Source organism: Pseudomonas sp. B15(2017), from assembly GCF_002113215.1.
Taxonomy (GTDB): domain Bacteria; phylum Pseudomonadota; class Gammaproteobacteria; order Pseudomonadales; family Pseudomonadaceae; genus Aquipseudomonas.
In genome coordinates this window covers 1-25,246 of sequence record NZ_NEJZ01000001.1, presented here as the reverse complement: position 1 = coordinate 25,246, position 25,246 = coordinate 1, and the positions used below count along the sequence as shown (strand labels likewise).

Annotated in this window: 24 protein-coding genes and 1 pseudogene; 14 read left to right on the top strand and 11 right to left on the bottom strand. The window is 60.2% G+C overall.

Going from position 1 to position 25,246, the window contains the following annotated elements:
* Positions 1–44: 44 nt before the first annotated feature.
* The 4 genes from CAF73_RS00120 to flgA all read right to left on the bottom strand — a co-directional run bounded on the left by CAF73_RS00120 (position 45) and on the right by flgA (position 2,698).
* Positions 45–791, bottom strand: a complete 747-nt coding sequence (locus CAF73_RS00120) for a flagellar brake protein (RefSeq protein WP_085697068.1) — start codon at positions 789–791, stop codon at positions 45–47.
* A gap of 95 nt (positions 792–886) precedes the next feature.
* Positions 887–1,354 carry a flagella synthesis protein FlgN gene (locus CAF73_RS00115; protein WP_085683591.1) on the bottom strand — a complete coding sequence of 156 codons (468 nt, stop codon included), beginning with the start codon at positions 1,352–1,354 and terminating at the stop codon, positions 887–889.
* Between the two features lie 48 nt (positions 1,355–1,402).
* Positions 1,403–1,729 (bottom strand): flagellar biosynthesis anti-sigma factor FlgM, encoded by a 327-nt coding sequence (gene flgM / locus CAF73_RS00110; protein WP_007960324.1) that lies wholly within the window; start codon positions 1,727–1,729, stop codon positions 1,403–1,405.
* 207 nt (positions 1,730–1,936) lie between these two features.
* A complete protein-coding gene (flgA, locus tag CAF73_RS00105) occupies positions 1,937–2,698 on the bottom strand; it encodes a flagellar basal body P-ring formation chaperone FlgA (protein WP_085701579.1) in 762 nt (253 codons plus the stop codon).
* 82 nt (positions 2,699–2,780) lie between these two features.
* Between flgA and CAF73_RS00100 the strand changes: the two genes are divergently transcribed.
* The 6 genes from CAF73_RS00100 to flgE all read left to right on the top strand — a co-directional run bounded on the left by CAF73_RS00100 (position 2,781) and on the right by flgE (position 7,790).
* Positions 2,781–3,713, top strand: coding sequence for a chemotaxis protein CheV (locus tag CAF73_RS00100; protein WP_085697066.1), 933 nt, complete (start codon positions 2,781–2,783; stop codon positions 3,711–3,713).
* Between the two features lie 47 nt (positions 3,714–3,760).
* Positions 3,761–4,588 carry a protein-glutamate O-methyltransferase CheR gene (gene cheR / locus CAF73_RS00095; protein ID WP_085697065.1) on the top strand — a complete coding sequence of 276 codons (828 nt, stop codon included), beginning with the start codon at positions 3,761–3,763 and terminating at the stop codon, positions 4,586–4,588.
* Between the two features lie 241 nt (positions 4,589–4,829).
* Positions 4,830–5,237, top strand: coding sequence for a flagellar basal body rod protein FlgB (gene flgB, locus CAF73_RS00090; RefSeq protein ID WP_085697064.1), 408 nt, complete (start codon positions 4,830–4,832; stop codon positions 5,235–5,237).
* 3 nt (positions 5,238–5,240) lie between these two features.
* The gene (gene flgC, locus CAF73_RS00085; RefSeq protein ID WP_085701578.1) at positions 5,241–5,684 is read left to right on the top strand and encodes a flagellar basal body rod protein FlgC; all 444 of its coding nucleotides are present in this window, start codon (positions 5,241–5,243) and stop codon (positions 5,682–5,684) included.
* A gap of 15 nt (positions 5,685–5,699) precedes the next feature.
* A complete protein-coding gene (gene flgD, locus CAF73_RS00080) occupies positions 5,700–6,428 on the top strand; it encodes a flagellar hook assembly protein FlgD (RefSeq protein WP_085697063.1) in 729 nt (242 codons plus the stop codon).
* A 30-nt stretch (positions 6,429–6,458) separates the two neighbouring features.
* Positions 6,459–7,790: a flagellar hook protein FlgE gene (flgE, locus tag CAF73_RS00075; protein WP_085697062.1), complete on the top strand. Its 1,332-nt coding sequence runs from the start codon at positions 6,459–6,461 to the stop codon at positions 7,788–7,790.
* A gap of 252 nt (positions 7,791–8,042) precedes the next feature.
* Here flgE and CAF73_RS00070 read toward each other — a convergent pair whose 3' ends face one another.
* Complete coding sequence (locus CAF73_RS00070; protein WP_085701577.1) at positions 8,043–10,937, bottom strand: ribonucleoside-diphosphate reductase subunit alpha; 2,895 nt, start codon at positions 10,935–10,937, stop codon at positions 8,043–8,045.
* Positions 10,938–11,672: 735 nt separating this feature from the next.
* Here CAF73_RS00070 and CAF73_RS00065 point away from each other — a divergent pair.
* Both CAF73_RS00065 and CAF73_RS00060 read left to right on the top strand, forming a co-directional pair.
* Positions 11,673–12,395: a response regulator gene (locus tag CAF73_RS00065; RefSeq protein ID WP_085697060.1), complete on the top strand. Its 723-nt coding sequence runs from the start codon at positions 11,673–11,675 to the stop codon at positions 12,393–12,395.
* Positions 12,392–14,002 (top strand): ATP-binding protein, encoded by a 1,611-nt coding sequence (locus CAF73_RS00060; protein WP_085701576.1) that lies wholly within the window; start codon positions 12,392–12,394, stop codon positions 14,000–14,002. The genes CAF73_RS00065 and CAF73_RS00060 overlap by 4 nt, the downstream gene beginning before the upstream one ends.
* Positions 14,003–14,117: 115 nt before the next feature.
* On the opposite strand, the gene CAF73_RS00055 is transcribed toward CAF73_RS00060, so the two are convergent.
* The gene (locus CAF73_RS00055) at positions 14,118–14,843 is read right to left on the bottom strand and encodes a 4'-phosphopantetheinyl transferase (protein ID WP_085701575.1); all 726 of its coding nucleotides are present in this window, start codon (positions 14,841–14,843) and stop codon (positions 14,118–14,120) included.
* A 98-nt stretch (positions 14,844–14,941) separates the two neighbouring features.
* On the bottom strand, positions 14,942–15,733 hold the full coding sequence (locus CAF73_RS00050) for a dienelactone hydrolase family protein (RefSeq protein WP_085697057.1): 792 nt from the start codon (positions 15,731–15,733) through the stop codon (positions 14,942–14,944).
* A 142-nt stretch (positions 15,734–15,875) separates the two neighbouring features.
* Between CAF73_RS00050 and CAF73_RS00045 the strand changes: the two genes are divergently transcribed.
* The 3 genes from CAF73_RS00045 (at position 15,876) to CAF73_RS00035 (ending at position 18,606) form a co-directional block, all read left to right on the top strand.
* Positions 15,876–16,481, top strand: coding sequence for a hypothetical protein (locus tag CAF73_RS00045; RefSeq protein ID WP_085683581.1), 606 nt, complete (start codon positions 15,876–15,878; stop codon positions 16,479–16,481).
* A 104-nt stretch (positions 16,482–16,585) separates the two neighbouring features.
* Positions 16,586–17,263: a response regulator transcription factor gene (locus CAF73_RS00040; protein WP_085683580.1), complete on the top strand. Its 678-nt coding sequence runs from the start codon at positions 16,586–16,588 to the stop codon at positions 17,261–17,263.
* Positions 17,260–18,606 carry an ATP-binding protein gene (locus tag CAF73_RS00035; RefSeq protein ID WP_085697056.1) on the top strand — a complete coding sequence of 449 codons (1,347 nt, stop codon included), beginning with the start codon at positions 17,260–17,262 and terminating at the stop codon, positions 18,604–18,606. The genes CAF73_RS00040 and CAF73_RS00035 overlap by 4 nt, the downstream gene beginning before the upstream one ends.
* Positions 18,607–18,610: 4 nt before the next feature.
* Here the strand turns inward: CAF73_RS00035 and CAF73_RS00030 are convergent, their stop codons facing one another.
* Entirely contained in the window at positions 18,611–19,609 is a 999-nt protein-coding gene (locus CAF73_RS00030; protein ID WP_085697055.1) for an AraC family transcriptional regulator, read from the bottom strand.
* A 352-nt stretch (positions 19,610–19,961) separates the two neighbouring features.
* Here CAF73_RS00030 and CAF73_RS00025 point away from each other — a divergent pair, with 352 nt between their 5' ends.
* Positions 19,962–21,296: a dicarboxylate/amino acid:cation symporter gene (locus CAF73_RS00025; RefSeq protein WP_085697054.1), complete on the top strand. Its 1,335-nt coding sequence runs from the start codon at positions 19,962–19,964 to the stop codon at positions 21,294–21,296.
* A 145-nt stretch (positions 21,297–21,441) separates the two neighbouring features.
* Positions 21,442–22,623, top strand: coding sequence for a CaiB/BaiF CoA-transferase family protein (locus CAF73_RS00020; RefSeq protein WP_085701574.1), 1,182 nt, complete (start codon positions 21,442–21,444; stop codon positions 22,621–22,623).
* An 83-nt stretch (positions 22,624–22,706) separates the two neighbouring features.
* On the opposite strand, the gene CAF73_RS00015 is transcribed toward CAF73_RS00020, so the two are convergent.
* Both CAF73_RS00015 and CAF73_RS00010 read right to left on the bottom strand, forming a co-directional pair.
* Positions 22,707–23,201, bottom strand: a complete 495-nt coding sequence (locus CAF73_RS00015; RefSeq protein WP_085697052.1) for a SprT family zinc-dependent metalloprotease — start codon at positions 23,199–23,201, stop codon at positions 22,707–22,709.
* Between the two features lie 172 nt (positions 23,202–23,373).
* Entirely contained in the window at positions 23,374–23,976 is a 603-nt protein-coding gene (locus CAF73_RS00010; RefSeq protein WP_007957761.1) for a Yip1 family protein, read from the bottom strand.
* Positions 23,977–24,265: 289 nt separating this feature from the next.
* Between CAF73_RS00010 and ttcA the strand changes: the two genes are divergently transcribed.
* Positions 24,266–25,090, top strand: a complete 825-nt coding sequence (ttcA, locus tag CAF73_RS00005) for a tRNA 2-thiocytidine(32) synthetase TtcA (RefSeq protein WP_064598661.1) — start codon at positions 24,266–24,268, stop codon at positions 25,088–25,090.
* A gap of 41 nt (positions 25,091–25,131) precedes the next feature.
* On the opposite strand, the pseudogene CAF73_RS30365 reads toward ttcA, so the two are convergent.
* Positions 25,132–25,246: pseudogene (locus CAF73_RS30365) on the bottom strand (IS110 family transposase); the annotation flags it as partial.

The following is a 25,246-nucleotide window of genomic DNA, read 5'->3' as shown; positions in this document are numbered from 1 at the left end:
ACGGGCAGTCACCGCAATGACTGCCCGTTTTTCATGCCTTCCGATCAGAAGTCGTCTTTATCAAACCGTCGCGCTTCGCGTTGCAGCTGATAAACGAAACGCTCGACGTTGCGTGCTGCCGGGCCGCTGATGTTGTGAAAGCGCAGGCCGGCGAAGGTGATGTTGAGTTTTTCTTCGAAGTGCAGGTAACGCAGTTCGACCGAGGCCGGTTGGTTGCCGAACAGCGGTGCGGCGATCAGCCGATCGTAGACCTGGCCCAGTTGCAGGCGGTCGGTAATGTCGCCTTCGAAACGCAGTTTGCAGCCAGTGGCGGAGATATCCAGCAGCTTGCCGTCGATCGGTGACTTGAGCTTTTCGCCACCGAGCACGACGCTGACCAGATCGGTCAGCTTCAGGGCTGCGCGGAAGGCGTTGCGGCGCTGGTGGTAAACCACTTCGGTGGGCAGGTCGCCGGTGTAGAAGCGGTCGCCACTGGATTCTTCGATGTTCAGCTTGCCGTCGCATTCCCAGGCAATGCGCACGCCGTCATGAAAACCTTCGACCTTGAACGGTTCGCCGGCGAGCAGGAAGCGTTCGCCATCGCGCGGGATCATTTCGTCCAGGGCAATCGTGGCGGTTTCCCGGTCAACCTTGATCAGGTAACTCTGGAAGCGCTGGCTGCGCTCGTGGAAGGTGATGATCAGCGGATCGTGGCTCTCTTGCAGCTGGCGCAGGTTGCTGGAGATTTCCAGAGGTGTGGTGAGCACCTTTGGGGGCTGCGGAGCATCATCCGCGCTGAGGACGTTGGACACGTTAAATCAATCTCCAGACAAAATTTGACTACGGCTGGCCAGTATTTTGCCAGCATGTTTCGCACGTTGATAGGGCGCAAGCATTGAAGAAAGCCTCACGCCTGGCTGAGCGCGCGTGGTTTCTGCAGTTTGGAGAAGGTGCCACTGGCATCGTAGAGCGCGGGAGGCTCGCCGCCGGTGAGGATTTTCAGCTGATTGGCGGTGGCGGCCTGCTGCATGATGATCGACTGGCCGTTCTTGGCGTTGGCTGCCTGGCACTGGGCAATCAGGTCGGTGAGGACGTCGCTCTGGCTGAGCAACTGGTCGCCGATGCTCGACTGACTGGCCAGTTGTTCCAGGCCGGCGCGGTCGAGCGACAGATTGAGACTGGCGAGGATTTCGCTGCGCTTGCGGCCATGCTGTTCGAGCAGAATGATCAATGCCTGTTTGCGCGCCAGAATTTCTTCCAGCAGAGGCATGTCGCGACCGTGCAAGGCGAGGGACTCGGTTTGCAGTAACTCCAGCAATTGTTGAGCTGGAGCAAAGTCGTCGGTGATCAGTTGCAATAAATTAGTGTCGTGCATGGCTGGCCTTGGGTTTTAAGCGTCCAAAAGCCTGGCGCTGACCGAGGCCTAGCGCTGGGCTTCGAAATTAAGCAGTTTGCTGGCTACACGGTTGCTGTCGACCTTGTAGCTGCCATCGGCAATCGCTGCTTTCAACTCGGCCACGCGGGCTTTATCGACGGCAGGCTGATCGCGCAGCTTGTCAGTGACCTTCTGCAACTGTTGAGCCTCATTGCTGAGGTGTACCGATTCCCCGCTTTTTGCGGTACTGGCCTGTTCGGCCGGGGTATTCAGCGGCGCGGAGGTGCCGGTTTCGGCGGTTTCCTTGGCGTTGCTGGTACGTGTACTGCCCGTAAGTGACGAGGAGCTGTTCAAACGGCTGAAATCGATGACCATGTTAAAAACCTCTGGGAATTTGGACGCTTGCCATGTTCTCGGCCATCCCCTGGAAAACTTTAGGCTCATTTAGCAATGAGCTTGCATGCGCCGTTGCAGATCCTGCTGCGGCACAGTTTAGGGAACAGCTCTGGTCAGCGCCAGTTTTCTGCCTGGTTACTCAGGGGCTTTTCAAATATCCGTTCATGCAACCGTTTGCATCGCCGCTCACATGGCCACTTCCACCTGGCCGGGCGCAACGACCTGCGCCTTGATGACCCGTTGGGAGTTGAGGTTTTTCACGCGAATCTGTTCTTTCAGGCCGCCGTTGGCCAGCGCTTCGCCCGGCATTCGGACGGCCAAGGTGCCGCTGCGGGCGGTGATTACCACTTGATCGCCCTTGCGAACCACTTCCGCCTGTTCCAGATGCACCAGAGTAATGACTTGGTCGGCTACCGTTGGTCGGGTCAATTTCTGTCCGATGGCTTCATCCACCGACGTCAGGAAACCCTGATTGATCGTACTGACGTCGCGCTCGCGCAAGGTCACGTCCTGAGGTTCGATGATGCCGGCGCGTTTGAGTGGCCGCGTGGTGGTGACAATCTCGCGAAACAGGCGGACTTGAGCGGGCACAAACACCGTCCAGGGGGAGGCGCCTTCGCAGCGGACTTTGACCGTGACACGGCCCAGAGGACGTGCCGGACTCTCCAGTGTCGCTGTCAATTCCTTGTCGCACATAGGCATGCGCATGCGTGGATCAAGCTGCTTGACCTCGATTTCATAACGACCTTCCGTTTGACTGGTAGCCAGATAGTCTTCTACGGTGAATTCAAGAAAGCCCTGAGTGACGCCGATAAGCATGTCAGGCAAGGTAACCGCATCAGCACCGGCAGGGCTGCCAGCGAAAAAAAGGCAAACGGCGGACATCGCGCAAAGCCCTCTGCGGAGGGGAGATGTCAGGCGTCGGAAAAATGTCGTTTGAACGTTCATACGAGTTAAAAAGCAAGCGCCGTGCCGTTTAGCAATGAATGTGCGTCGCAACAACACTTGGCGTTGGGGTAGGAGTCTGGGCATGGCTGGTGTAATGGATTCGGTGAACCAGCGCACGCAACTGGTGGGGCAGAATCGCCTGGAGCTGTTGTTGTTCCGTCTCGACGGTCAGCAGCTCTATGGGATCAACGTGTTCAAGGTTCGGGAAGTGCTGCAATGCCCGCAACTGACGCTGATGCCCAAGTCCAGTCCTGTCGTGTGCGGGGTGGCGAATATTCGGGGGGCGACCATTCCGATCCTTGATCTGGCGATGGCGACCGGCTCCGGAGCTTTGAAAGACAAGAACAGTCCGTTCGTGATCATCACGGAATACAACACCAAGACCCAGGGTTTCCTGGTGCGCTCGGTGGAACGCATCGTGAACATGAACTGGGAGGAGATTCATCCGCCGCCCAAGGGCACTGGACGTGATCATTACCTGACCGCTGTGACTCGGGTCGACAATCAGTTAGTCGAAATCATCGACGTCGAGAAGGTGCTGGCGGAAGTTGCGCCGACGCCGGAAGCGATTTCGGTCGGCGTGGTGGATGTCGAGACCCAGAGCAAGGCATTGTCGTTGCGGGTGCTGACGGTCGATGACTCGTCGGTGGCGCGCAAGCAGGTGACGCGTTGCCTGCAGACGGTCGGCGTCGAAGTGGTGGCGTTGAACGACGGCAAGCAGGCGCTGGATTACCTGCGCAAGCTGGTCGACGAGGGCAAGAAGCCGGAAGAAGAGTTCCTGATGATGATTTCCGACATTGAAATGCCGGAGATGGACGGGTACACCCTGACGGCCGAGATTCGCAGCGACCCTCGCATGCAAAAGCTTCATATCATCCTGCATACTTCGTTGTCGGGAGTGTTCAATCAGGCGATGGTCAAGAAAGTCGGTGCCGATGACTTCCTGGCCAAGTTCCGTCCTGATGACCTGGCATCCCGGGTAGTCGACCGGATCAGAGCAGCAGATATCAGCTAAGGGCCTTTTGCCCCTGGCGTTCAACACGATTTAAGAGGCGGCATCATTTGTCTACGGGTAATTTGGATTTCGAACAGTTCCGGGTCTTCCTGGAAAAAGCCTGTGGCATTTTGCTCGGTGAAAACAAGCAGTACCTGGTGTCGAGCCGTCTCAACAAACTGATGGAGCAGCAAGGCATCAAGTCCCTGGGTGAGCTGGTACAGCGCATCCAGACCCAGCCGCGCAGCGGTTTGCGCGAGCAGGTGGTCGATGCCATGACGACCAACGAAACCCTGTGGTTTCGTGACACCTATCCGTTTGAAGTCTTGAAGAACAAGGTGCTGCCCGAGGCGATCAAGGCCGCTCCCAACCAGCGTCTGCGGATCTGGTCGGCGGCCTGCTCGTCGGGTCAGGAACCCTATTCGCTGTCGATGTCGATCGACGAGTTCGAACGAGCCAACATCGGTCAGTTGAAAATGGGCGTGCAGATCGTTGCCACCGATCTGTCCGGCAGCATGCTGACCAACTGCAAGACCGGCGAGTACGACAGTCTGGCGATCGGTCGCGGTCTGTCCGCCGATCGTCTGCAGCGCTACTTCGATCCGAAAGGGCCGGGACGCTGGGTGATCAAGGCGCCGATCAAGAACCGGGTGGAGTTCCGCTCGTTCAACCTGCTGGACAGCTACGCAAGCCTGGGCAAGTTCGACATCGTGTTCTGCCGCAACGTGCTGATCTACTTCTCCGCCGAGGTGAAGAAAGACATTCTGTTGCGCATCCACAGCACGCTGAAGCCGGGCGGTTATCTGTTCCTTGGCGCTTCCGAAGCGCTGAACGGTCTGCCGGATCATTACCAGATGGTTCAGTGCAGCCCGGGGATCATCTACCAGGCGAAGTGATCAAGATCGGCAACACAAGAAACGGGAGTCCTCAGGGGCTCCCGTTTTTTTATGCCTGAAGGTTTTGCCGGGGGCAGGCGGCGGCAGAAAAGCGGCATCTGGCGGAAACCGGTTGCCGCTTTTCTGGCATTGCCGCATTGCCGATCCCCGGCAAAGCCCCGTAATCCGGGGCTTTCTCAAACTGGCACGACGCTTGCTATGACCCTGTTACGAAAAATCCGGTCACCTGAAGGTTCCCGACATGAGCATCAGCTTCGATAAAGCGCTCGGCATTCACGAAAAGGCTCTGGGCTTCCGCGCCCAGCGTGCCGAAGTGCTGGCCAACAACATCGCCAACGCCGACACCCCGAACTACAAGGCGCGGGATCTGGAGTTCTCCAAAGTGCTCGAAGCACAGAGCCAGAAGAACGCCAACGGCACCATCGCCCTGAACATGACCAACAGCCGTCACATCGAAGCTGAAGGCCTGGGCAATGGCGACGAGTCGCTGATGTATCGCACGCCGATGCAGCCGTCGATCGACCAGAACACCGTGGACGCCCAGCTGGAACAGTCGAACTACGCGCAAAACGCTGTCGACTTCCAGGCGAGCTTCACCCTGCTCAACAGCAAGTTCAAAGGGCTGGTGTCAGCCCTGCGCGGAGAATAATCCATGTCCCTGTCCAGCGTTTTCAACATTGCCGGCAGCGGCATGAGCGCCCAGACCACCCGTCTGAACACCGTGGCTTCGAACATCGCCAACGCCGAGACCGTCTCGTCGAGCATCGACCAGACCTACCGTGCCCGTCACCCGGTATTCGCCACCATGTTCCAGGGCGGCCAGAGCGGCGGCAGCAATTCGTTGTTCCAGAACCAGGATTCAGCCGGTCAAGGCGTGCAGGTGCTCGGCGTGGTCGAAGACCAGAGCAACCTCGAAGCGCGCTACGAGCCGAACCATCCGGCGGCCGATGCCAAGGGCTACGTCTACTACCCGAACGTCAACGTGGTGGAAGAAATGGCTGACATGATTTCCGCGAGCCGGTCGTTCCAGACCAACGCCGAGATGATGAACACCGCCAAGACCATGATGCAGAAGGTACTGACCCTCGGTCAGTAATAAGGGGCGACTGCCATGAGTGTTACCGATACCACCAGCAGCCTGACGATGAACGACATACTGGCCAACTCTTCGAAGAAGACCAGTAGCACGACCACCGGCGGCATCGCTTCGGCCACCAACAGCTCGACCGGCGGCCAGGCCCTGGGCAAGGACGCGTTCCTGCAACTGCTGGTTACCCAGCTGAAGAACCAGAACCCGCTCGACCCGCAGGACAACAGCGCGTTCGTTGCCCAGCTGGCGCAGTTCAGCAGCCTTGAGGGGATCACCACCCTCAACAGCACCGTCAGCTCGCTGGCCGGCAACTACAACTCGTCGCAAGCCCTGCAGGCTTCTTCGCTGGTGGGTCGCAACGTGATCGTGCAGACCAACACTGTTCAGCTGGATGACCCGAGCAAAGGCATGACCGGTTCGGTCACCGTTCCGTCGTCGATCGCCGGCGGTACCGTCTCCATCACCGACAGCAGCGGCGCCGTTGTTCGCACCATCGATCTGGGCAGTCGCGCCGCAGGCAATGCGAGCTTCACATGGGACGGCAAGGACAAGGACGGCAACCTGGTGAAAACCGGTACCTACACCGTCAAGGCGAACGCCTCGATCAACGGCACCGCGACCGACCTGGCGACCTACCTGCCAGCCACGGTCACCAGCGTGACGATCAGCCAGACCGGTGGCGAGCTGATGCTCAACCTGTCCGGCAAGGGCACCGTTGCCCTGTCCAAAGTACAAACCATTGGTATATAGAGCCGACTAACCGGCACAAAGGAGTGGAATATGTCTTTCAATATCGGCCTTAGCGGTCTCTATGCAGCCAACAAACAACTGGACGTGACCGGCAACAACATCGCCAACGTCGCGACCGCCGGTTTCAAATCGTCCCGTGCAGAATTCGAAGACGTCTACTCGGCCACTCGCCTGGGCAGCGGCAGCAAGGTCATCGGTAACGGTGTGCGTCTGGCCAACGTTTCCCAGCAGTTCACCCAGGGCGACATCAACAACACCGGCAACGTGCTGGACATGGGCATCAACGGTTCGGGTTTCTTCACTCTGAGCAACAACGGTTCGATCTCCTACACCCGTGCCGGTACGTTCAAGGTCGACAAGGATGGTTTCATCACCAACACCGACTACACCTCGCGTCTGCAAGGCTACGGTGTGGACTCCAACGGCAAGATCATCAACGGTGTGTTGACCGATCTGAAGATCGACACTTCGAACCTGGCACCGAAGTCCACCTCGCTGGTGACCTCGACCATCAACCTGAACTCGACCGCTCCGGTGATCGACGATACTGCGGCGGCAGGCAAATTCGATCCGACCAACACGGCGACCTACACCAAGTCGTTCAGTACGCCGATCTATGACAGCCAGGGCAACCAGCACACCATGGATCAATACATGGTCAAGACCGGTGCCAACACCTGGAAGGTCTACACCTTGGTGGACGGTCGCAACCCGGATGCCACCGGCAGTGATCCGAAAACCACGGCACCGGTGGCCTCGACCATGAGCTTCGACAGCACCGGCAAACTGACTCAGGTCAGCACCCCGGATCCTGCGAACCCTGGTACGCCGATCATCAGCAGCGACCTGAAACTCACTGGCTGGGTGCCGGGTACCGTGACCAACGGTGTATGGACTGCCAACGGCGCTTCGGCAAACCCGGCCGGCATCACCATCTCCATGGCCAAGACCACTCAGTACAACGCTGACACCGCGCGATCGATCCCGACTCAGGATGGCTACGCCACCGGCCAGATCACCAACCTGACCATCGATGGCACCGGTACGCTGTTCGCCAACTTCAGCAACAACCAGAGCAAGGCCATCGGCCAGGTTGCGCTGGCCAGCTTCACCAACGAACAGGGCCTGCAGCCTATCGGCGGTACCAGCTGGAAAGAGACTTTCGCTTCGGGTATCCCGGGCTACGATGCGCCGGAAACCGGTACTTTGGGTTCGGTTGTTTCGAACTCGCTGGAAGAGTCGAACGTTAACCTGACCAATGAGCTGGTTGATCTGATCAAGGGCCAGAGCAACTATCAGGCGAACGCCAAGACCATTTCGACTCAGAGCACTATCATGCAGACCATTATTCAGATGACCTGATTTCTGGTTTTGGCTGGTTAAGGAGCCCCTCTTTTTGAGGGGCTTTTTTTGTCTTGGATTTGGGGGGGATCGTTATTTCAAGCTGGCGCATCTCTTGAGAACAGCTCGTTCAGTTCCCTTTCCCTCAGGAAGAGGGGAGGGCTGAGGGCCGCTTTTGACTTTTTTCGCGGGCAAAAGAAAACCCCCGACAAACCGGAAGTCTGTCGGGGGTTTCTCGGATCAGGCGTTTCGCAACGCCCGATTCAGCTCAACTTATTGGCAAGCTTCGCAATCCGGCTCGTCAATGGCGCAGGCCTTCGGTACTGGAGCCGGGCCGGCAGGGGCTGCCAGGACCGAGTCGTCACCGTGGTTGCCGCCGCTGGATACAGCGTTCAGCTTGCCGGTGTTGATGGTCGACTTCTCGGTGCTGGTCGCGGCCAGGGCACGGAGGTAGTAGGTGGTTTTCAGACCACGGTACCAGGCCATGCGGTAGGTCACGTCCAGCTTCTTGCCCGATGCGCCGGCGATGTACAGGTTCAGCGACTGGGCCTGGTCGATCCACTTCTGACGACGGCTGGCGGCGTCAACGATCCACTTGGTGTCCACTTCGAACGCGGTCGCGTAGAGCTCTTTGAGTTCTTGCGGGATGCGCTCGATCTGCTGAACCGAACCGTCGTAGTACTTCAGGTCGTTGATCATGACCGAGTCCCACAGACCGCGAGCCTTGAGGTCGCGAACCAGGTACGGGTTGATCACGGTGAATTCGCCCGACAGGTTCGATTTCACGTACAGGTTCTGGTAGGTCGGTTCGATCGACTGCGATACGCCGGTAATGTTGGCGATGGTCGCGGTCGGTGCGATGGCCATGATGTTCGAGTTGCGGATGCCTTTCTGTACACGGGCGCGAACCGGTGCCCAGTCCAGGGACTCGGTCAGGTCGACGTCGATGTACTTCTGGCCACGGGCTTCGATCAGGATCTGTTGCGAATCCAGCGGCAGTACGCCTTTGGACCACAGCGAACCCTGGAACGTCTCGTACGAGCCACGCTCGTCAGCCAGGTCGCAGGAAGCCTGGATCGCGTAGTAGCTGACCGCTTCCATCGACTTGTCGGCGAACTCGACGGCAGCGTCGGAACCGTAAGGGATGTGCTGCAGGTACAGCGCGTCCTGGAAGCCCATGATGCCCAGACCGACCGGACGGTGGCGGAAGTTGGAGTTCTTCGCCTGCGGTACCGAGTAGTAGTTGATGTCGATCACGTTGTCGAGCATGCGCACGGCGACGTCGATGGTGCGCTTGAGCTTGGCGGTGTCCAGCTTGCCGTCGACGATGTGGTTCGGCAGGTTGATCGAGCCCAGGTTGCAGACCGCGATTTCGTCCTTGTTGGTGTTCAAGGTGATCTCGGTGCACAGGTTCGAGCTGTGAACCACGCCGACGTGCTGCTGCGGGCTACGCAGGTTGCACGGGTCTTTGAAAGTCAGCCATGGGTGGCCGGTTTCGAACAGCATCGACAGCATCTTGCGCCACAGGTCTTTGGCCTGGATGGTCTTGAACAGCTTGATCTTGCCCGGGTATTCGGTCAGGGCTTCGTAGTACTCATAGCGCTCTTCGAAGGCCTTGCCGGTCAGGTCGTGCAGGTCCGGTACTTCGGACGGCGAGAACAGGGTCCACTTGCCGTCATCGAAGACGCGCTTCATGAACAGGTCAGGGATCCAGTTGGCGGTGTTCATGTCGTGGGTACGACGACGGTCATCACCGGTGTTCTTGCGCAGCTCGATGAACTCTTCGATGTCCATGTGCCAGGTTTCCAGGTAGGCACACACAGCGCCTTTGCGCTTGCCACCCTGGTTAACGGCGACGGCGGTGTCGTTCACCACTTTCAGGAACGGAACCACGCCTTGGGATTTGCCGTTGGTGCCCTTGATGTACGAACCCAGTGCACGAACCGGCGTCCAGTCGTTGCCCAGGCCACCGGCAAATTTCGACAACATGGCGTTGTCGTGGATGGCGTGATAGATGCCCGACAGGTCATCCGGAACGGTGGTCAGGTAGCAGCTCGACAGCTGTGGACGCAGGGTACCGGCGTTGAACAGGGTCGGAGTCGAAGCCATGTAGTCGAACGAGGACAGCAGGTTGTAGAACTCGATCGCACGGTCTTCTTTCTGCTTCTCTTCGATCGCCAGGCCCATGGCCACGCGCATGAAGAAGATCTGCGGCAGTTCGAAACGCACGCCATCCTTGTGGATGAAGTAGCGGTCGTACAGGGTCTGCAGGCCCAGGTAGGTGAATTGCTGGTCGCGCTCGTGGTTGATCGCCTTGCCCAGTTTTTCCAGGTCGAAGTCGGCCAGCACAGGGTTCAGCAGTTCGAACTCGATACCTTTGGCGACGTAGGCCGGCAGTGCCTTGGCGTACAGGTCGGCCATCTCGTGGTGGGTCGCGCTCTCGGCGACGCCCAGGAAGCCCAGGCCTTCGGCACGCAGGGTGTCCATCAGCAGGCGGGCGGTCACGAACGAGTAGTTCGGCTCACGCTCGACCAGGGTACGCGCGGTCATCACCAGTGCGGTGTTGACGTCGTTCAGGGCCACGCCGTCGTACAGGTTCTTCAGGGTTTCGCGCTGGATCAGGTCGCCGTCGACTTCGGCCAGGCCTTCGCAGGCTTCAGTGACGATGGTGTTCAGGCGGCCCATGTCCAGTGGCGCGAGGGTGCCGTCGGCGCGGGTGATGCGGATCGACGGGTGCGCTTGAACTGGTGCTTCGGCGGTGGTGCGGGTGGCGCGTTCCTTGGAACGGGCGTCGCGGTAGATCACGTAGTCGCGAGCCACTTTCTGCTCGCCTGCGCGCATCAGGGCCAGTTCGACCTGGTCCTGGATTTCTTCGATGTGGATGGTGCCGCCCGATGGCATGCGACGCTTGAAGGTCGCGGTGACCTGTTCGGTCAGGCGGGCAACGGTGTCGTGGATTCGCGACGAGGCGGCAGCGGTGCCGCCCTCAACTGCGAGAAACGCTTTGGTGATAGCGACGGTGATCTTGTCATCGGTGTAAGGAACGACAGTGCCATTACGCTTGATCACACGCAGTTGACCTGGCGCGGTGGCTGCCAGATCCGAATTCGAATCGGCGGCCTGCGGCAAGGTGCCCTGCGGGTTCTCGCGAGTTGTGTCGGTTTGCATGGGGGGTGATCTCCACATTCTCTATGTTTGTTTGGGCACCATCATGGTGCTCACCGTTCTGGTCCGAAGCACTACAGCCGACGGGCGTCGGGCATAACAACTTCGGACCAGTAGGAAAAAGGCTGATGAAGCCGCATCCTTGCCGAAGTTTTTGGCCGCGAGCCAAGGCTCGAGCCGAATTACTTCTCGGGTGACAGTAATGACTGCAACACCCGTACCGTTCCAGTCGTTTCCAACCTGAAAAACGGTGCCATCCGCAAGTGCGGTTTGGGCTTTGAAAAACTTGCTTGGTTCAACCGGAAACCAGCAATAAAGCGCTTGAGTTTCAGGTCTGAAATGTGGTTGGGCTCTAAAACGGAAAACCCTATATGTAGGGGCTTCCCTTGCGCCGCGCTACAAGATAATGCGTTTCGAGGGGGCTTGCAACGTGCGAGCTGTGGATAAACCTGTGCGTAAATTGTGTAAGAAACCAGGAAAACCCGTGTAGGCCGCGAACCTGCTGAGCTAGACCGTTTGTCACTGTTTTTTCGCCGGGAAAAACGCTTCAGCGGAATTTTGAGGGCGCGAACCCTATCACAAAAATCCGCCTTGTCCGAACGCATTTACCGACTTGTGTTCTGGCTGTACGCCGTTTATACAATCGGCCCGTGCGCACGCATTCTTATCCTCCTGAAAGATGACAAAAAGACGGGAGGACCTTCCTTTATAAGCAGCATCGGCAAGCAGAGGTCACCCGTGGAGCAAGAAGCCTGGCAGGTATTGATAGTCGAGGACGACCAGCGTCTGGCCGAACTGACCCGTGAATACCTGCAAGCCAACGGATTGCGCGTGGAGATCGAAGGCAACGGTGCACTGGCGGCGGCGCGGATCATCAAGGAACAGCCGGACCTGGTAATCCTCGACCTGATGCTGCCCGGCGAAGACGGACTGAGCATTTGCCGCAAGGTCCGTGACCGCTACGACGGGCCGATCCTGATGCTCACCGCGCGCACCGATGACGCCGACCAGATCCTTGGTCTCGACCTCGGCGCCGACGATTACGTGTGCAAACCGGTGCGCCCACGGCTGCTGCTGGCGCGGATCCAGGCGTTGCTGCGACGCAGTGACACACCGGAGCCATCGGCAGGCAATCCGCGTCGCCTGCAATTCGGCCCGCTGGTGGTGGACAACGCGTTGCGCGAAGCCTGGCTCAGTGACAGTGGCATCGAGCTGACCAGTGCCGAATTCGACCTGCTCTGGCTGTTGGTATCCAACGCCGGACGCATCCTGTCCCGGGAAGAAATCTTCACCGCGTTGCGCGGTATCGGCTACGACGGCCAGGACCGCTCGATCGATGTGCGCATCTCGCGCATCCGCCCGAAGATCGGCGACGACCCCGATCACCCGCGCCTGATCAAGACCGTGCGCAGCAAAGGTTATCTGTTCGTGCCGGAAGCCTGCGCAGACCTGCCGCTGTGAATTCGATCTTCCTGCGCATCTATGGCGGCATGTGCGCGGCGCTGATTCTGGTGGCGGTGCTCGGCGTGCTGGCACTGCACCTGCTCAATCAGGTGCGCAGCGAGCAATACCGCGAGCGTCTGGCCCATGGCACGTTTTCGCTGATGGCCGACAACCTGCAACCGATGAACGAAACCGAGCGCCATCGCGCCTTGCTGGTGTGGGAGCGCCTGCTCGGGATTCCGCTGGCGCTGAAGACCTTTGCCCAGACCGACCTCGACCTGACCCAGCGCACTCGGGTGCAGCGCGGGCAGGCGCTGGTCGAACAGACCGGCCCGCACGCGGCCAAGGTCTATCGACTGGTCAGCGACAAGGATCAACTGGTGCTGGTGGGCGAGGTGCAGCAGATCAGCGAGCAACTGGCACGGGCGACCATTTACCTGTTGGCCGATGAACTGGTGCGGGTGCCGGTGGGCGAGCAGCCCAAACGGCTGGCGCAATTGAAGGAAGACAAAGGCTTCGGTTTCGACTTGCGGCTGGTCACCGTCAGCGATGCCGACATGGACGAAGACCAGAGCCGTCGGGTGGCCGAGGGCGATACGGTGATGGCGCTGGGCAAGGGCGGCGATTCGATCCGGGTGTTCGCCGGCATGGTCGGCACGCCGTGGGTGCTGGAAATCGGGCCGCTGTATCAGATGAATCCGTACCCGCCGGAGTGGCTGGTGCTGATCGCCGCCCTCGGCCTGACCCTGATCGGCCTGATCGTCTATTTATTGGTGCGCCAGCTCGAGCGACGTTTGCGCGGGCTCGAAGCCGCCGCCACGCGCATCGCCAAAGGCAGCCTGGAAACCCGCGTACCGGCCCGGGGTGCCGACTCGGTGGGCAAACTCGCAGCGGCTTTCAACGGCATGGCCGAGCACTTGCAGCAGTTGCTCGCCATCCAGCGTGAACTGGTGCGCGCGGTGTCCCACGAATTGCGCACGCCGGTGGCGCGCCTGCGTTTCGGCCTGGAGATGATCGGTTCGGCCACGACCCCGCAGGCGCTGGAAAAATACCGCGAGGGCATGGACCACGACATCGAAGGCCTCGACAAACTGGTTGATGAAATGCTCACCTACGCCCGGCTGGAGCAGGGTTCGCCGGCGCTGACGTTCCAGCGCATCGATCTGGATGCACTGGTCAATCAGGTGATTGAAGAGTTGGCGCCTCTGCGCGCCGAGGTCACAGTGCAACGCGGTCTGTGCCTGTCAGCGGCGGATTGCGATGATGCGTGGGTCGAGGCCGAGCCGCGCTACCTGCACCGCGCCTTGCAGAACCTGGTGAGCAACGCCATGCGCCATGCACGTTCGAAGGTCACGGTCAGTTATCAGGTCGGGCAGATGCGCTGTCGGGTGGATGTCGAGGACGACGGACCCGGTGTGCCGGAAACCGCCTGGGAGAAAATTTTCACGCCGTTCCTGCGCCTGGACGACAGCCGAACTCGGGCGTCCGGCGGGCACGGGCTGGGTCTGTCGATCGTGCGGCGGATCATCCACTGGCACGACGGCCGCGCATTGATCGGCAAGAGCAAGAGCTTGGGCGGGGCGTGTTTCAGCCTGAGCTGGCCGAGGAATCAGGAGCGGCGCTGAATCTTGCATTGGTCAAGCTGACCCTTTCGCGTACAAGCTCGCTCCTACAGGTCAGCGCGCTTCAGGGTGGGAGCGAGCTTGCTCGCGAAAGGGTGATTCCAAATAAAACAAACCTTCAGGCAGGAATGCTGACCAGACTCAGCAACTGGCCGTCCTGCACGCTGAATTGCGCATCGAGTTCCGTGCCGTTGCGCCATTCGCCGGACAGATCTGTCAGCAACCGCAGCCGCACCTGACCCTGTTCATTCCACTCCAGCATTTCGGCGTGTTCGAAATAGAAGCGCTGCTGCACGATCGGGTACAGCGCCTTGAACAGGCTTTCTTTTACTGAAAAGGTCAGGGTCACCCAAAGCGCGATCTGATCCCGGGAACCGGCGGCCATGCGCTGCATTTCCGGCGGGGTCAGGATCTCTCCGGCCAGTCGCTCGGCGCGTTCGGCGTTGAGCAGGTTTTCCAGGTCCATGCCCAGCCCGCGCCAGTGCTGTTTGTTGGCGACAATCGCCGCCGCACGACCGGTGCTGTGGGTGATCGAGCCGCAGATGTGCGCCGGCCATACCGGTGCACGATCTTCACCGATCGCCGGAACGCTGCTTGTGCCTTCCAGCTGCAGCAACGCCGCCCGGGCGCAAATCCGCCCGGCGAGGAATTCCGCCTGCCGCTTGGCCACCGAACGCTGGATACTCGACGGCGGCTCGATGGCGCTGCGGCGAAAGTCATCGCCGAGCAATTGCGACGGGTCGAAATGGGTGCTCAGAAACGCGGTGTCGGGCAATGCGGTCGGCAGCGGCCAATGGGCATCGAGCGGGGTGCAGCAGGCGGGGAGGAAAGGGTTGGCAGTCATGTCGGGCATTTTGCCGGGTTGTCTTCGGGCTGGATAGTGCCGACATGATCGTTCCCACGCTGTGCGTGGGAACGATCAGCGTTTGAGGGCGATCGGGTTCAGCCGAAAATCTTCTTGAAGAACGCCTGCATGTCCGCCCAGGATTTTTCATCGGCAGCCTTGTTGTAGCCGATATCCGGGCCACCGTGATCGCCGTGGCTCAGGCGATCCGCATCGGGGTTGCTGAAGCCGTGCTTGGCGCCCTCGAGGCTGACAAATTGATAGTCGGCGCCGGCCTTGTCCATTTCCGACTTGAACGCCGTGACGTTGTCCGGGGTGACCATGCTGTCCAGCGCGCCGTGCTCGACGAGGATTTTCGCCTTCACGCTGCCCGGCGCAGCTGGCGTCTTGGTGGCCAGCGCTCCGTGGAAACTCACCACGCCGGCCAGCGGCACACCCTGACGCGCCGCATTCAGCACCACGCCACCGCCGAAGCAGTAACCGATGGCGGCGATTTTATCCTTGTCGGTCTGCGGCTGTTTCTTCAACAGATCCAGCCCGGCCTGAAAGCGCTTGCTGGCCGCATCGGCGTTTTGCGTGGCGGCTTGCATGAAGGCCATCGCGTCTTTCGGGTGCTCGGTGTTCTTGCCCTCACCGTACATGTCGATGGCCAGCGCGCTGTAGCCAAGCCCGGCGAGATCCCGGGCGCGGCGCTTGGCGTAGTCGTTCAGTCCCCACCATTCATGCACCACCACCACGCCGGGGCGCGGGCCCTTGATCGCGTCGTCGTAGGCGTAATAACCGATCAGCTTTGTGCCGTCGGCACTCTGATAGGGGATTTCCTCGGTCTTGATCGCAGCCTGGCTGAGGCCGCTGAAGACGAGCAGGGCGAGGGTCAATAGCAGGCGCATGATCGGGTCTCCGGACAATAAAGGGTCAAAACAGCCTAGTTCATTTCATTCAGGCCAGGTTCAGAGAGCGTTCAGGGGCGGTACAGGGGAGGGTCAGTAACCTTGCGCCATACCCGAAGAGCACAACTGAGAGGAACACTCAATGACTCGTTTGAACAAACTGCTGCTGGCTTTCACTGTCATGAGCGCAAGCATTGCCGCCCATGCCGACACCACCACCAACTTCGCCGGCCTGACCTTTGGCCAGACCAGCGACAAGATCAAGAAATCCAACGCCCTGAACGACAACCTCGGCCACCCGGATGCCACCGCGGCCATCGACGGCAACAACACCTACGGCCTGCGCCTGGGTCAGCAAAACAGCCAGGGTCGCTACTACGCCACCTACGACAACGTGTCCGGCTCGCACAATGGCATTAAACTGCGCCAGGAAAACCTGCTGGGCAGCTACGATCTGTTCTACCCGGTGGGCGGCAGCACCAAGCTGTTCGGCGGTGCGACCGCGGGCCTGACCAAGCTGACCCAGGATTCGCCGGGCTACAGCCGCGACAGCGACATCGGTTACGCCGTCGGCGGCCAGTTCGGTGTGCTGCAGCAAGTCTCGCAGAACACCTCGGTCGAACTCGGTTACCGTTACCTGCGCAGCAACGCCAGCACCGAGATGAAAGAGAGCGGTGGCAGCAAGCAGGGCTCGCTGGATTTGACCAGCAGCGCCCAGACTTACCTGTCGGCCAACTACGCTTTCTAAGCGATTGGCGTCAGGCCCGCGCCGGGTCGTCCTTCGAGGGGCGACCCGGCGCAGCCATGTGAGGCGAAAGCCTTTGGAGTTGTCGATTTACCCGGGAGAGCGTCATGAAACTGTTGGTCGTCGAAGATGAAGCGCTGTTGCGCCATCACCTGCAAACCCGCCTGACGGAGAGTGGTCATGTGGTCGAGTCCGTGGCCAACGCCGAAGAAGCGTTGTACCAGACCGGGCAATTCAACTTTGACCTGGCGGTGATCGACCTCGGCCTGCCGGGCATGGGCGGGCTCGACCTGATCCGCCAGTTGCGCTCGGGCGGCAAGACCTTTCCGATCCTGATCCTCACCGCGCGCGGCAACTGGCAGGACAAGGTCGAAGGCCTGGCCGCCGGCGCCGACGATTACGTGGTCAAGCCGTTCCAGTTCGAAGAACTCGAAGCGCGGCTCAATGCGTTGCTGCGTCGCTCCAGCGGTTTCACCCAGTCGACCATCATCGCCGGCCCGCTGTTGCTGGATCTGAATCGCAAGCAGGCAACTCTCGACGAGCAACCGCTGGCGCTGACCGCCTACGAATACCGGATCCTCGAATACCTCATGCGCCATCACCAGCAGGTGGTGCCCAAGGATCGGCTGATGGAGCAGTTGTACCCGGATGACGACGAGCGCGATCCGAACGTGATCGAAGTGCTGGTCGGCCGTCTGCGCCGCAAGCTCGAAGGCCCGGCCGGGTTCAAGCCGATCGATACCGTGCGCGGCCTCGGTTACCTGTTCAATGAGCGCTGCACTTGATCCGTTCCCTTCGCGTCCGGCTGATGCTCGCCGCCACCACCCTGGCGGTGTTGTTCATGCTCGCGTTGCTCCCGGCGATGCAGGGCGCGTTCAGCCTGGCGTTGCAGGACTCGATCGAGCAGCGGCTGGCGTCCGACGTCACTACGCTGATCTCCGCCGCGCGGGTTGAAAACAACCGCTTGATGATGCCGGCACAGTTGCCCGACGAGCGCTTCAACCTTACGGACAATCGCCTGCTCGGCTACATCTATGACCGCGAAGGGCATCTGGTCTGGCGTTCGAAGGGCACCCAGGAAGAGAAGATCAACTACACGCCGCGCTACGACGGCCTCGGCAACGAGTTCGCGCGGATTCGTGAGGCCAACGGTCAGGAATTCTTCGTCTACGACGTTGAAGTCAAACTGCTCGGCGGCAAGAGCGCGGCCTTCAGTATCGTGGCCCTGCAACCGGTGCGCGAATACGAAACCACCCTCGAAGGTCTGCGGGAAAATCTCTACCTCGGTTTTGGTGCGGCGCTGTTGGTGCTGCTCGCCTTGCTGTGGATTGGCCTGACCTGGGGCCTGAAAGCCTTGCGCCGGCTCAGTCAGGAACTCGACGAAATCGAGGGCGGAACCCTCGAAAGCCTCAGCGAACAGCACCCGCGCGAACTGCTGCGCCTGACCGGTTCCCTCAACCGCCTGCTGCACAGCGAACGCCAGCAACGCAGCCGTTACCGCGACTCCCTCGACGATCTGGCCCACAGTCTGAAAACCCCGCTGGCGGTGTTGCAAGGCGTCAGCGAAGACATGGCCCAGCGCCCCGAAGACCGCGATCAGGCGTGGGTGCTGCAAACCCAGATCGAACGCATGAGCCAGCAGATCGGCTACCAGTTACAGCGCGCCAGCCTGCGCAAAAGCGGTCTGGTGCGCCATCAGGTGCGCCTGCGCCCGGTGCTGCAAAGCCTGTGCGACACGCTGGACAAGGTCTACCGCGACAAACACGTGCGCGTTGCCTTCGATCTGCCGGAGCACTGTTATGTGCCGATCGAGCAGGGCGCCTTGCTGGAAATGCTCGGCAACCTGCTGGAAAACGCCTATCGCCTGTGCCTGGGCGAAGTGCGCGTCAGTGTGCGTGAAAGCCATTCCGGAAGCGAACTGTGCATCGAAGACGACGGCCCCGGCGTACCACCGGATCAGCGCGCACGGATTCTCGAACGCGGCGAGCGTCTGGACCGTCAGCATCCGGGGCAGGGGATCGGGCTGGCGGTGGTCAAGGACATCATCGAGAGCTACAACGCCAAGCTGACGCTGGGGGACTCGCCGATGGGCGGGGCGGCGTTCAGGATTCATTTTCCGGCGGTGTGACGGCTTACTGCTCCTGCGCCCGATAAGCCCCCGGCGTCAGCCCTGTCCATTTCTTGAACGCCCGATGAAACGCCGACGGCTCGGAAAACCCGAGCTGTTCGGCGATCTGTTGCAACGACAGATCCGCCCGCCCGAGGTGATAAATCGCGATGTCCCGCCGCAACTGATCCTTCAATTCCTGAAAACTGGTGCCTTCTTCGCGTAGGTGCCGGCGCAGGGTTTGCGGGCTGATGTGCAGGTGCGCCGCCACCGCTTCGAGGTCCGGCCAGCGTGCGCTGTCGTGGCTGAGCAAGCGCCGCAGCCGGCTGCTCAGGCTGTTGCCGTCGTCCGGGCGGGACAGCAGGTCGGCGGGGGAGCGTTCGAGGAAATGCTTGAGGGTGCGTTCATCCTGCAACAGCGGCATTTGCAGATAACGGCTGTGAAACACCAGGCTGCTTTGCGCTGCCGAAAATTCCAGCGGACAGGAAAACAGCAGATCGTATTCCGCCCCGTGCGCCGGTTTCGGGTAGCTGAAACTGGCCTGCTCCAGGCGAATCCGCTGGCCGATCAGCCAACTGCCCAGGCGGTGCCAGATCACCAGCAGGCTCTCGCTGAGAAAGTGATCCGGATCCCACAATTGCGCATCGTCGAGGCTCAGGCGCACCCATTCGTCTTCACGGCTCAGGGTCAGGCGCGGGGCTTCGGGGAATAGGCTATAAAACAATAAGCCGCGTTGCAGAGCCTTCTCCAGGCTGCGGCAATGAATGATGGCGTGGCACATCATGGCGAAGCTGCCGGGTTTGCTCGGCGCGTTGCCGAAACCCAGGTATTCGTCGTCCAGGGCCAGCCAAAGGTTCTGGATCAGTTGGGTAAATTGCTCCGGGGCGATCCGCGCGCGCGGCTCGTCGAGCAGTTCGGGGCTGATGCCCAGTTGCTGCAGCAGGTCCGAATAGTCGTAACCCGAGCGCCGTGCGCCACCGAGGGCGGCGCGGGCGAAATGACTGGCGATGGTGCGTTCACGCATGAGCGGCAGATCCTTCCTCTGGCGACCGATGGTAGCGGCTGCCTTTGATCGGTAACAAGGCGGATTTCCGCCAAATTGTAGGACGAGGTCGGGCGACTTGGCGGAAATCCGCCACACTTGAGTCACCGAACGGTGACACAAAAAAACCTGTATCCCCTGATATCAAAAGGCTTGCAGCGATTTGCACCAAAGTGGCACGACGTTTGCGATAAGAGCGACAGAAGCGTGCGCCGAGCCGGTCCGGAAAGCGCCGTTCGACACAACAAATCCCTCCAGTGCAGGAGGGTTCGCAATTCAAGTGTCGCGTACAACAGATGGATGTTGCCGCGCGGGACTCTTGAGGAACTTTGCAATGACGACTCGTCAGCCACTGTACAAATCCCTGTATTTCCAGGTGATCGTCGCAATCTGTATCGGTATCGCGCTCGGCCACTACTACCCGCAGTTCGGCGTGGCCGTAAAGCCGCTGGGTGACGGGTTCATCAAACTGATCAAAATGATCATCGCCCCGATCATCTTCTGCACCGTGGTCAGCGGCATCGCTGGCATGCAAAGCATGAAATCGGTCGGCAAGACCGGCGGTTATGCACTCCTGTATTTCGAGATCGTTTCGACCATCGCCCTGCTGGTCGGTCTGATCGTGGTCAACATCGTGCAACCGGGCAACGGCATGCACGTCGATGTCAGCACGCTGGACGCCTCCAAAGTGGCGACCTATGTGCAACAAGGTGCTGACCAGAGCGTCGTCGGCTTCCTGCTCAACGTAATCCCGAACACCATCGTCGGCGCGTTCGCCACCGGTGACATCCTGCAAGTGCTGATGTTCTCGGTGATCTTCGGTTTTGCCCTGCACCGCCTGGGCGCCTACGGCAAGCCGATCCTGGACTTCATCGATCGCTTCGCCCACGTGATGTTCAACATCATCAACATGATCATGAAGCTCGCGCCGATCGGTGCCTTTGGTGCGATGGCGTTCACCATCGGTGCCTATGGTGTCGGTTCGCTGGTGCAGCTGGGTCAACTGATGGCCTGCTTCTACATCACCTGCCTGGCGTTCATCCTGATCGTGCTGGGTGGCATCGCCCGCATGCACGGTTTCAGCGTGCTGAAGATGATCCGCTACATCCGTGAAGAACTGCTGATCGTGCTGGGTACTTCCTCTTCGGAATCGGTACTGCCACGCATGCTGATCAAGATGGAGCGTCTGGGCGCGAAGAAATCGGTAGTGGGTCTGGTGATCCCGACCGGTTACTCGTTCAACCTCGACGGTACCGCGATCTACCTGACCATGGCGGCCGTGTTCATCGCTCAGGCGACCGACACCCACATGGACATCACTCACCAGATCACGCTGCTGGTGGTGTTGCTGCTGTCCTCCAAAGGCGCAGCCGGTGTGACCGGTTCTGGCTTCATCGTACTGGCGGCCACTCTTTCGGCGGTAGGTCACCTGCCGGTGGCCGGTCTGGCACTGATCCTGGGTATCGACCGCTTCATGTCCGAAGCCCGCGCCCTGACCAACCTGGTCGGCAACGCCGTTGCCACCATCGTTGTGGCCAAGTGGGTCAAGGAACTGGACACCGACGTGCTGGATGCCGAGCTGGCGTCGGGCGGTCGCGGTATTGCCGATACCCGGCCTGAAGATGACCTGGGCGTGGCCGAAGGCCCGACCCCGAGCAATGTGAAGTAAGCATCGCTTGCCTGGAAAAACCCGCTTCGGCGGGTTTTTTCTTGTCTGCTGTTTTAGCGCAACGGTCAGCGCAACTGATGGATCCGGTAATTGCCCCATCGCCGATGGCTGCCTAGGCTGCATGCATCGTTGATGGAGATCGCCCATGTCTGCACCGCTGGCCTCACTGAAGATTCTGGATTTCTCGACCCTGCTGCCGGGGCCTTTCGCCTCGCTGTTGCTGGCGGACATGGGCGCCGACGTGCTGCGCATCGAATCGCCGACCCGCCTCGACCTGGTGCGGGTTTTGCCGCCCCACGATCACGGCGTCTCTGCCAGTCACGCTTATCTCAATCGCAACAAGCGCAGCCTGGCGTTGGATCTCAAGCAGCCCGAGGCGCTTGAGCTGGTCAAGCAGTTGCTGGCGGATTACGACATCGTGCTGGAGCAGTTTCGTCCCGGTGTGATGGAGCGGCTGGGGCTGGGTTACGAAGCGTTGAAGGCGATCAATCCGAAGCTGATTTATGTGTCGATCACCGGTTACGGCCAGACCGGGCCGTACAAGGATCGCGCCGGCCACGACATCAACTATCTGGCCCTGGCCGGGCTCTCCAGCTACACCGGGCGCGCCGACAGCGGGCCGTTGCCGCTGGGCATGCAGGTGGCGGATGTCGCGGGTGGCTCGCTGCACGGGGTGATCGGCTTGTTGGCGGCGGTGATTTCCCGCCAGCAGACCGGGCAGGGCACCCATCTGGACGTGAGCATGACCGACTGTGCATTCAGCCTCAACGCCATGGCCGGTGCCGGGTATCTGGCGTGCGGCGAGGAACCGGGCTGGGAAGAACAGATGCTCAATGGCGGCAGTTTCTATGATTACTACCGCTCCCGCGACGGGCGCTGGATGTCGGTGGGCAGTCTGGAGCCAGCCTTCATGCAGCAACTGTGCGCGGCACTGGGCCGGCCTGAGTTGGCGGCGCAGGGCTTGTTACCCAAGCCTGAGCAACAACGCGCGCTGAAGGACGCCTTGAAGGTCGAGTTCGAAAAGCATGATTTTGCCGAACTGTGCGAGCTGTTCGCCGGCATTGATGCCTGCGTCGAACCGGTGTTGAACCTTGGCGAGGCGGTGCAGCATCCGCAGTTACAGGCCCGGGAACTGGTGACGCAGGTGCCCCGTGGCGATGGTTCGACGCAGGCGCAGATCGCTTGCCCGCTGAAGTTCTCTGAAGCATTGCCGGCGCCGCGACATGTCGGCGCCGCGCTGGGGCAGCATACGGATCAGGTGTTGGGGGAGTTGGGGTTGAGCCCAGAGCGGATTGCCGGATTACGTGCTGCGAAAGTGGTTTTGTAGCTCGTTCCCACGCTCTGCGTGGGAATGCCGCCATGGACGCTCCGCGTCCACTGTGACGCAGAGCGTGGGAACGAGGTGGGGACTTACTCGACTCGCGTCTCGCCACTGAACACCAGCGTGTTGCGACAGCGCCGGCACAAATAGCGCCGACCTTGCCTGACCAGGCTATGACGCTGCGCCGAAAACGGAAAATCGCTATCCGCGCACGGGCATTTATAGATGTAGCGGGTCACGCTGCGGCGCTTGACTTCATAGGTATGGCAGCGATCCGGCGGCAACTCATAGACCCCGCGCATGATCAGTTGCCACTCCTCGCCATGGGGCTGGATACGGTCGCCGAACAGCTGATGGGCGATCAGGTGTGCGACTTCGTGGGCCACGGTCTGCTTGAGGAAGTGTTCGGTGTTTTCCCGGTACAGCTGCGGATTGAAGCGCAGCAGATTCTCGTGCAAATGCGCGACCCCGGCTTTTTGCCCGCGCAGCTTGAGGCTCACCACGGGGCGTTTGAAAGGACGTTTGAAAAAGGATTCAGCGAGTTGGAAACAGTCTTCGACGCGGGTATTGAGTTGCTCGGGCATGCTTGATGGATCTCCAGAGGTTTGGAGTATGCCGCAACCGTCCGGTCTTGCGCATCGCCAGACTGCCGAATGGTCGCAACGTCTCTTTCAGGCATGAGAAGGCCGCCTTGCGGCGGCCTGTGTTGGCGGATCTTGTTCTTTTCGGCGTTGCAGCCAGCCAGTTGGTGGCTCTCTAATTGGTGTAGACAGGCCCCACGCCCAGTCCCCAGACAATCACGGTAAACGCCATGATGGCGACCAGCACCACCAGACCCACCGCCAGCACCGAGCTGGAAAACAGGAAGCCCTCGTCGGATGGAATGTTCATGAAGGTCGGCAGCCCCACATACAACAGGTACACCGTGTAGCAGATAGCCGCCGTGCCGACGATCATCCCCAGCCACATGTGCGGATACAGCGCCGCCAGCCCGCCGACGAACAACGGTGTCGCGGTGTAGGTGGCAAATGCCACGCAACGGGCCAGGCTCGGGTTGGCGTCATAAGTGCGGGCCATCCAGTGCACAAAGGCACCCATGACCGCGACCCCGCCGAGCATCGCCAGGTACGACATGATCGTCATCCACAACGCGCTTTCGACGGTGAGCATCACCGGTGCGCGGTTGCCGATCACCCAGCCGACCTGAGTGGTGCCGATAAATGCCGAAACAGCGGGGATCGCCGCCAGAATCAGCGTGTGCGTCAGGTACATGTGGCTGATGCTTTCCTCTTGGTCGCCACGGATTTCCTTCCATTCCTGATCGGGGTGGGTAAAAAGTCCCACTACGTGATGGATCATGCCAGTCACTCCTCTCGTTATTGCCATCGCCCCCCAGCGGAGCGCGTACGGGCCAAAGCGGCCGAGCAAATACAGGTCTTCAGATTGTGTGCGACCTTATGTCGCAGTATAGAAAGGTCTTAACCGCACAGGTGGTAGGGGCTTAGAGCAAATCGCGCTGTAAAACCTCGGGGTAATCGCGTCGAGGTCTGTGCGAGCGGGCATTCGAGGGGGCGACAACCTGTGGCCACAACCTCGGTCTTTTTGCGTAAAATGCCCGCCTTTCGTCACACCTCACGGATTTCGCGTCATGGGCACTCTTACGGTCAACCAGAACAAACTGCAAAAGCGCCTGCGCCGCCTGGCCGGCGAAGCCGTCACCGACTTCAACATGATCGAGGACGGCGACAAGGTCATGGTCTGCCTGTCCGGGGGCAAGGACAGCTACACCATGCTCGACGTGCTGATGCACCTGCAGAAGGTTGCACCGATCAAGTTCGAGATCGTCGCCGTGAACATGGACCAGAAGCAGCCGGGTTTCCCCGAACACGTGCTGCCGGCCTACCTGAAAGAACTGGGCATCGAGTACCACATCGTCGAGAAGGACACCTACTCGGTGGTCAAGGAGCTGATCCCGGAAGGCAAGACCACCTGCTCGCTGTGCTCGCGCCTGCGTCGCGGCACGCTGTACACCTTCGCCGACGAAATCGGCGCGACCAAGATGGCCCTCGGTCATCACCGCGACGATATCGTCGAGACGTTCTTCCTCAACATGTTCTTCAACGGCAGCCTCAAGGCCATGCCGCCGAAGCTGCGCGCCGACGACGGCCGCAACGTGGTAATCCGTCCGCTGGCCTACTGCAACGAGAAAGACATCCAGGCCTACTCGGACTTCAAGCAATTCCCGATCATCCCGTGCAACCTCTGCGGTTCTCAGGAAAACCTGCAACGTCAGGTGGTCAAGGAAATGCTGGTGGACTGGGAGCGCAAGACCCCGGGCCGCACCGAGAGCATTTTCCGCAGCCTGCAGAACGTGATCCCTTCGCAGCTGGCTGACCGCAATCTGTTTGACTTCACCAGCCTGAAGATTGATGAAACCGCCGCTTCGCGATTCGTTAACGTCGTAAACCTGTAAACACCGTCCCTGTGGGAGATTCTATGGTTTAGGGGAAACCCTCAACTTGCTTTCGGCTGGTATTCGCTCTGCCCCTTTAGTAGTGCGAATACGACCCGAGCAAGTTTACGGGCCAGAATCACCAGTGCCTGAGTGGTGCTGAACCCTTTAGCTCGT

Bases quoted from the DNA above. Each gene is read 5' to 3' on its own strand.
- CAF73_RS00115 (WP_085683591.1), bottom strand. From the start codon at position 1,354: ATGCACGACACTAATTTATTGCAACTGATCACCGACGACTTTGCTCCA.
- flgM (WP_007960324.1), bottom strand. From the start codon at position 1,729: ATGGTCATCGATTTCAGCCGTTTGAACAGCTCCTCGTCACTTACGGGC.
- flgA (WP_085701579.1), bottom strand. From the start codon at position 2,698: ATGAACGTTCAAACGACATTTTTCCGACGCCTGACATCTCCCCTCCGC.
- CAF73_RS00100 (WP_085697066.1), top strand. From the start codon at position 2,781: ATGGCTGGTGTAATGGATTCGGTGAACCAGCGCACGCAACTGGTGGGG.
- flgB (WP_085697064.1), top strand. From the start codon at position 4,830: ATGAGCATCAGCTTCGATAAAGCGCTCGGCATTCACGAAAAGGCTCTG.
- flgC (WP_085701578.1), top strand. From the start codon at position 5,241: ATGTCCCTGTCCAGCGTTTTCAACATTGCCGGCAGCGGCATGAGCGCC.
- flgD (WP_085697063.1), top strand. From the start codon at position 5,700: ATGAGTGTTACCGATACCACCAGCAGCCTGACGATGAACGACATACTG.
- flgE (WP_085697062.1), top strand. From the start codon at position 6,459: ATGTCTTTCAATATCGGCCTTAGCGGTCTCTATGCAGCCAACAAACAA.
- CAF73_RS00070 (WP_085701577.1), bottom strand. From the start codon at position 10,937: ATGCAAACCGACACAACTCGCGAGAACCCGCAGGGCACCTTGCCGCAG.
- CAF73_RS00055 (WP_085701575.1), bottom strand. From the start codon at position 14,843: ATGACTGCCAACCCTTTCCTCCCCGCCTGCTGCACCCCGCTCGATGCC.
- CAF73_RS00050 (WP_085697057.1), bottom strand. From the start codon at position 15,733: ATGCGCCTGCTATTGACCCTCGCCCTGCTCGTCTTCAGCGGCCTCAGC.
- CAF73_RS00045 (WP_085683581.1), top strand. From the start codon at position 15,876: ATGACTCGTTTGAACAAACTGCTGCTGGCTTTCACTGTCATGAGCGCA.
- CAF73_RS00040 (WP_085683580.1), top strand. From the start codon at position 16,586: ATGAAACTGTTGGTCGTCGAAGATGAAGCGCTGTTGCGCCATCACCTG.
- CAF73_RS00030 (WP_085697055.1), bottom strand. From the start codon at position 19,609: ATGCGTGAACGCACCATCGCCAGTCATTTCGCCCGCGCCGCCCTCGGT.
- CAF73_RS00025 (WP_085697054.1), top strand. From the start codon at position 19,962: ATGACGACTCGTCAGCCACTGTACAAATCCCTGTATTTCCAGGTGATC.
- CAF73_RS00020 (WP_085701574.1), top strand. From the start codon at position 21,442: ATGTCTGCACCGCTGGCCTCACTGAAGATTCTGGATTTCTCGACCCTG.
- CAF73_RS00015 (WP_085697052.1), bottom strand. From the start codon at position 23,201: ATGCCCGAGCAACTCAATACCCGCGTCGAAGACTGTTTCCAACTCGCT.
- CAF73_RS00010 (WP_007957761.1), bottom strand. From the start codon at position 23,976: ATGATCCATCACGTAGTGGGACTTTTTACCCACCCCGATCAGGAATGG.
- ttcA (WP_064598661.1), top strand. From the start codon at position 24,266: ATGGGCACTCTTACGGTCAACCAGAACAAACTGCAAAAGCGCCTGCGC.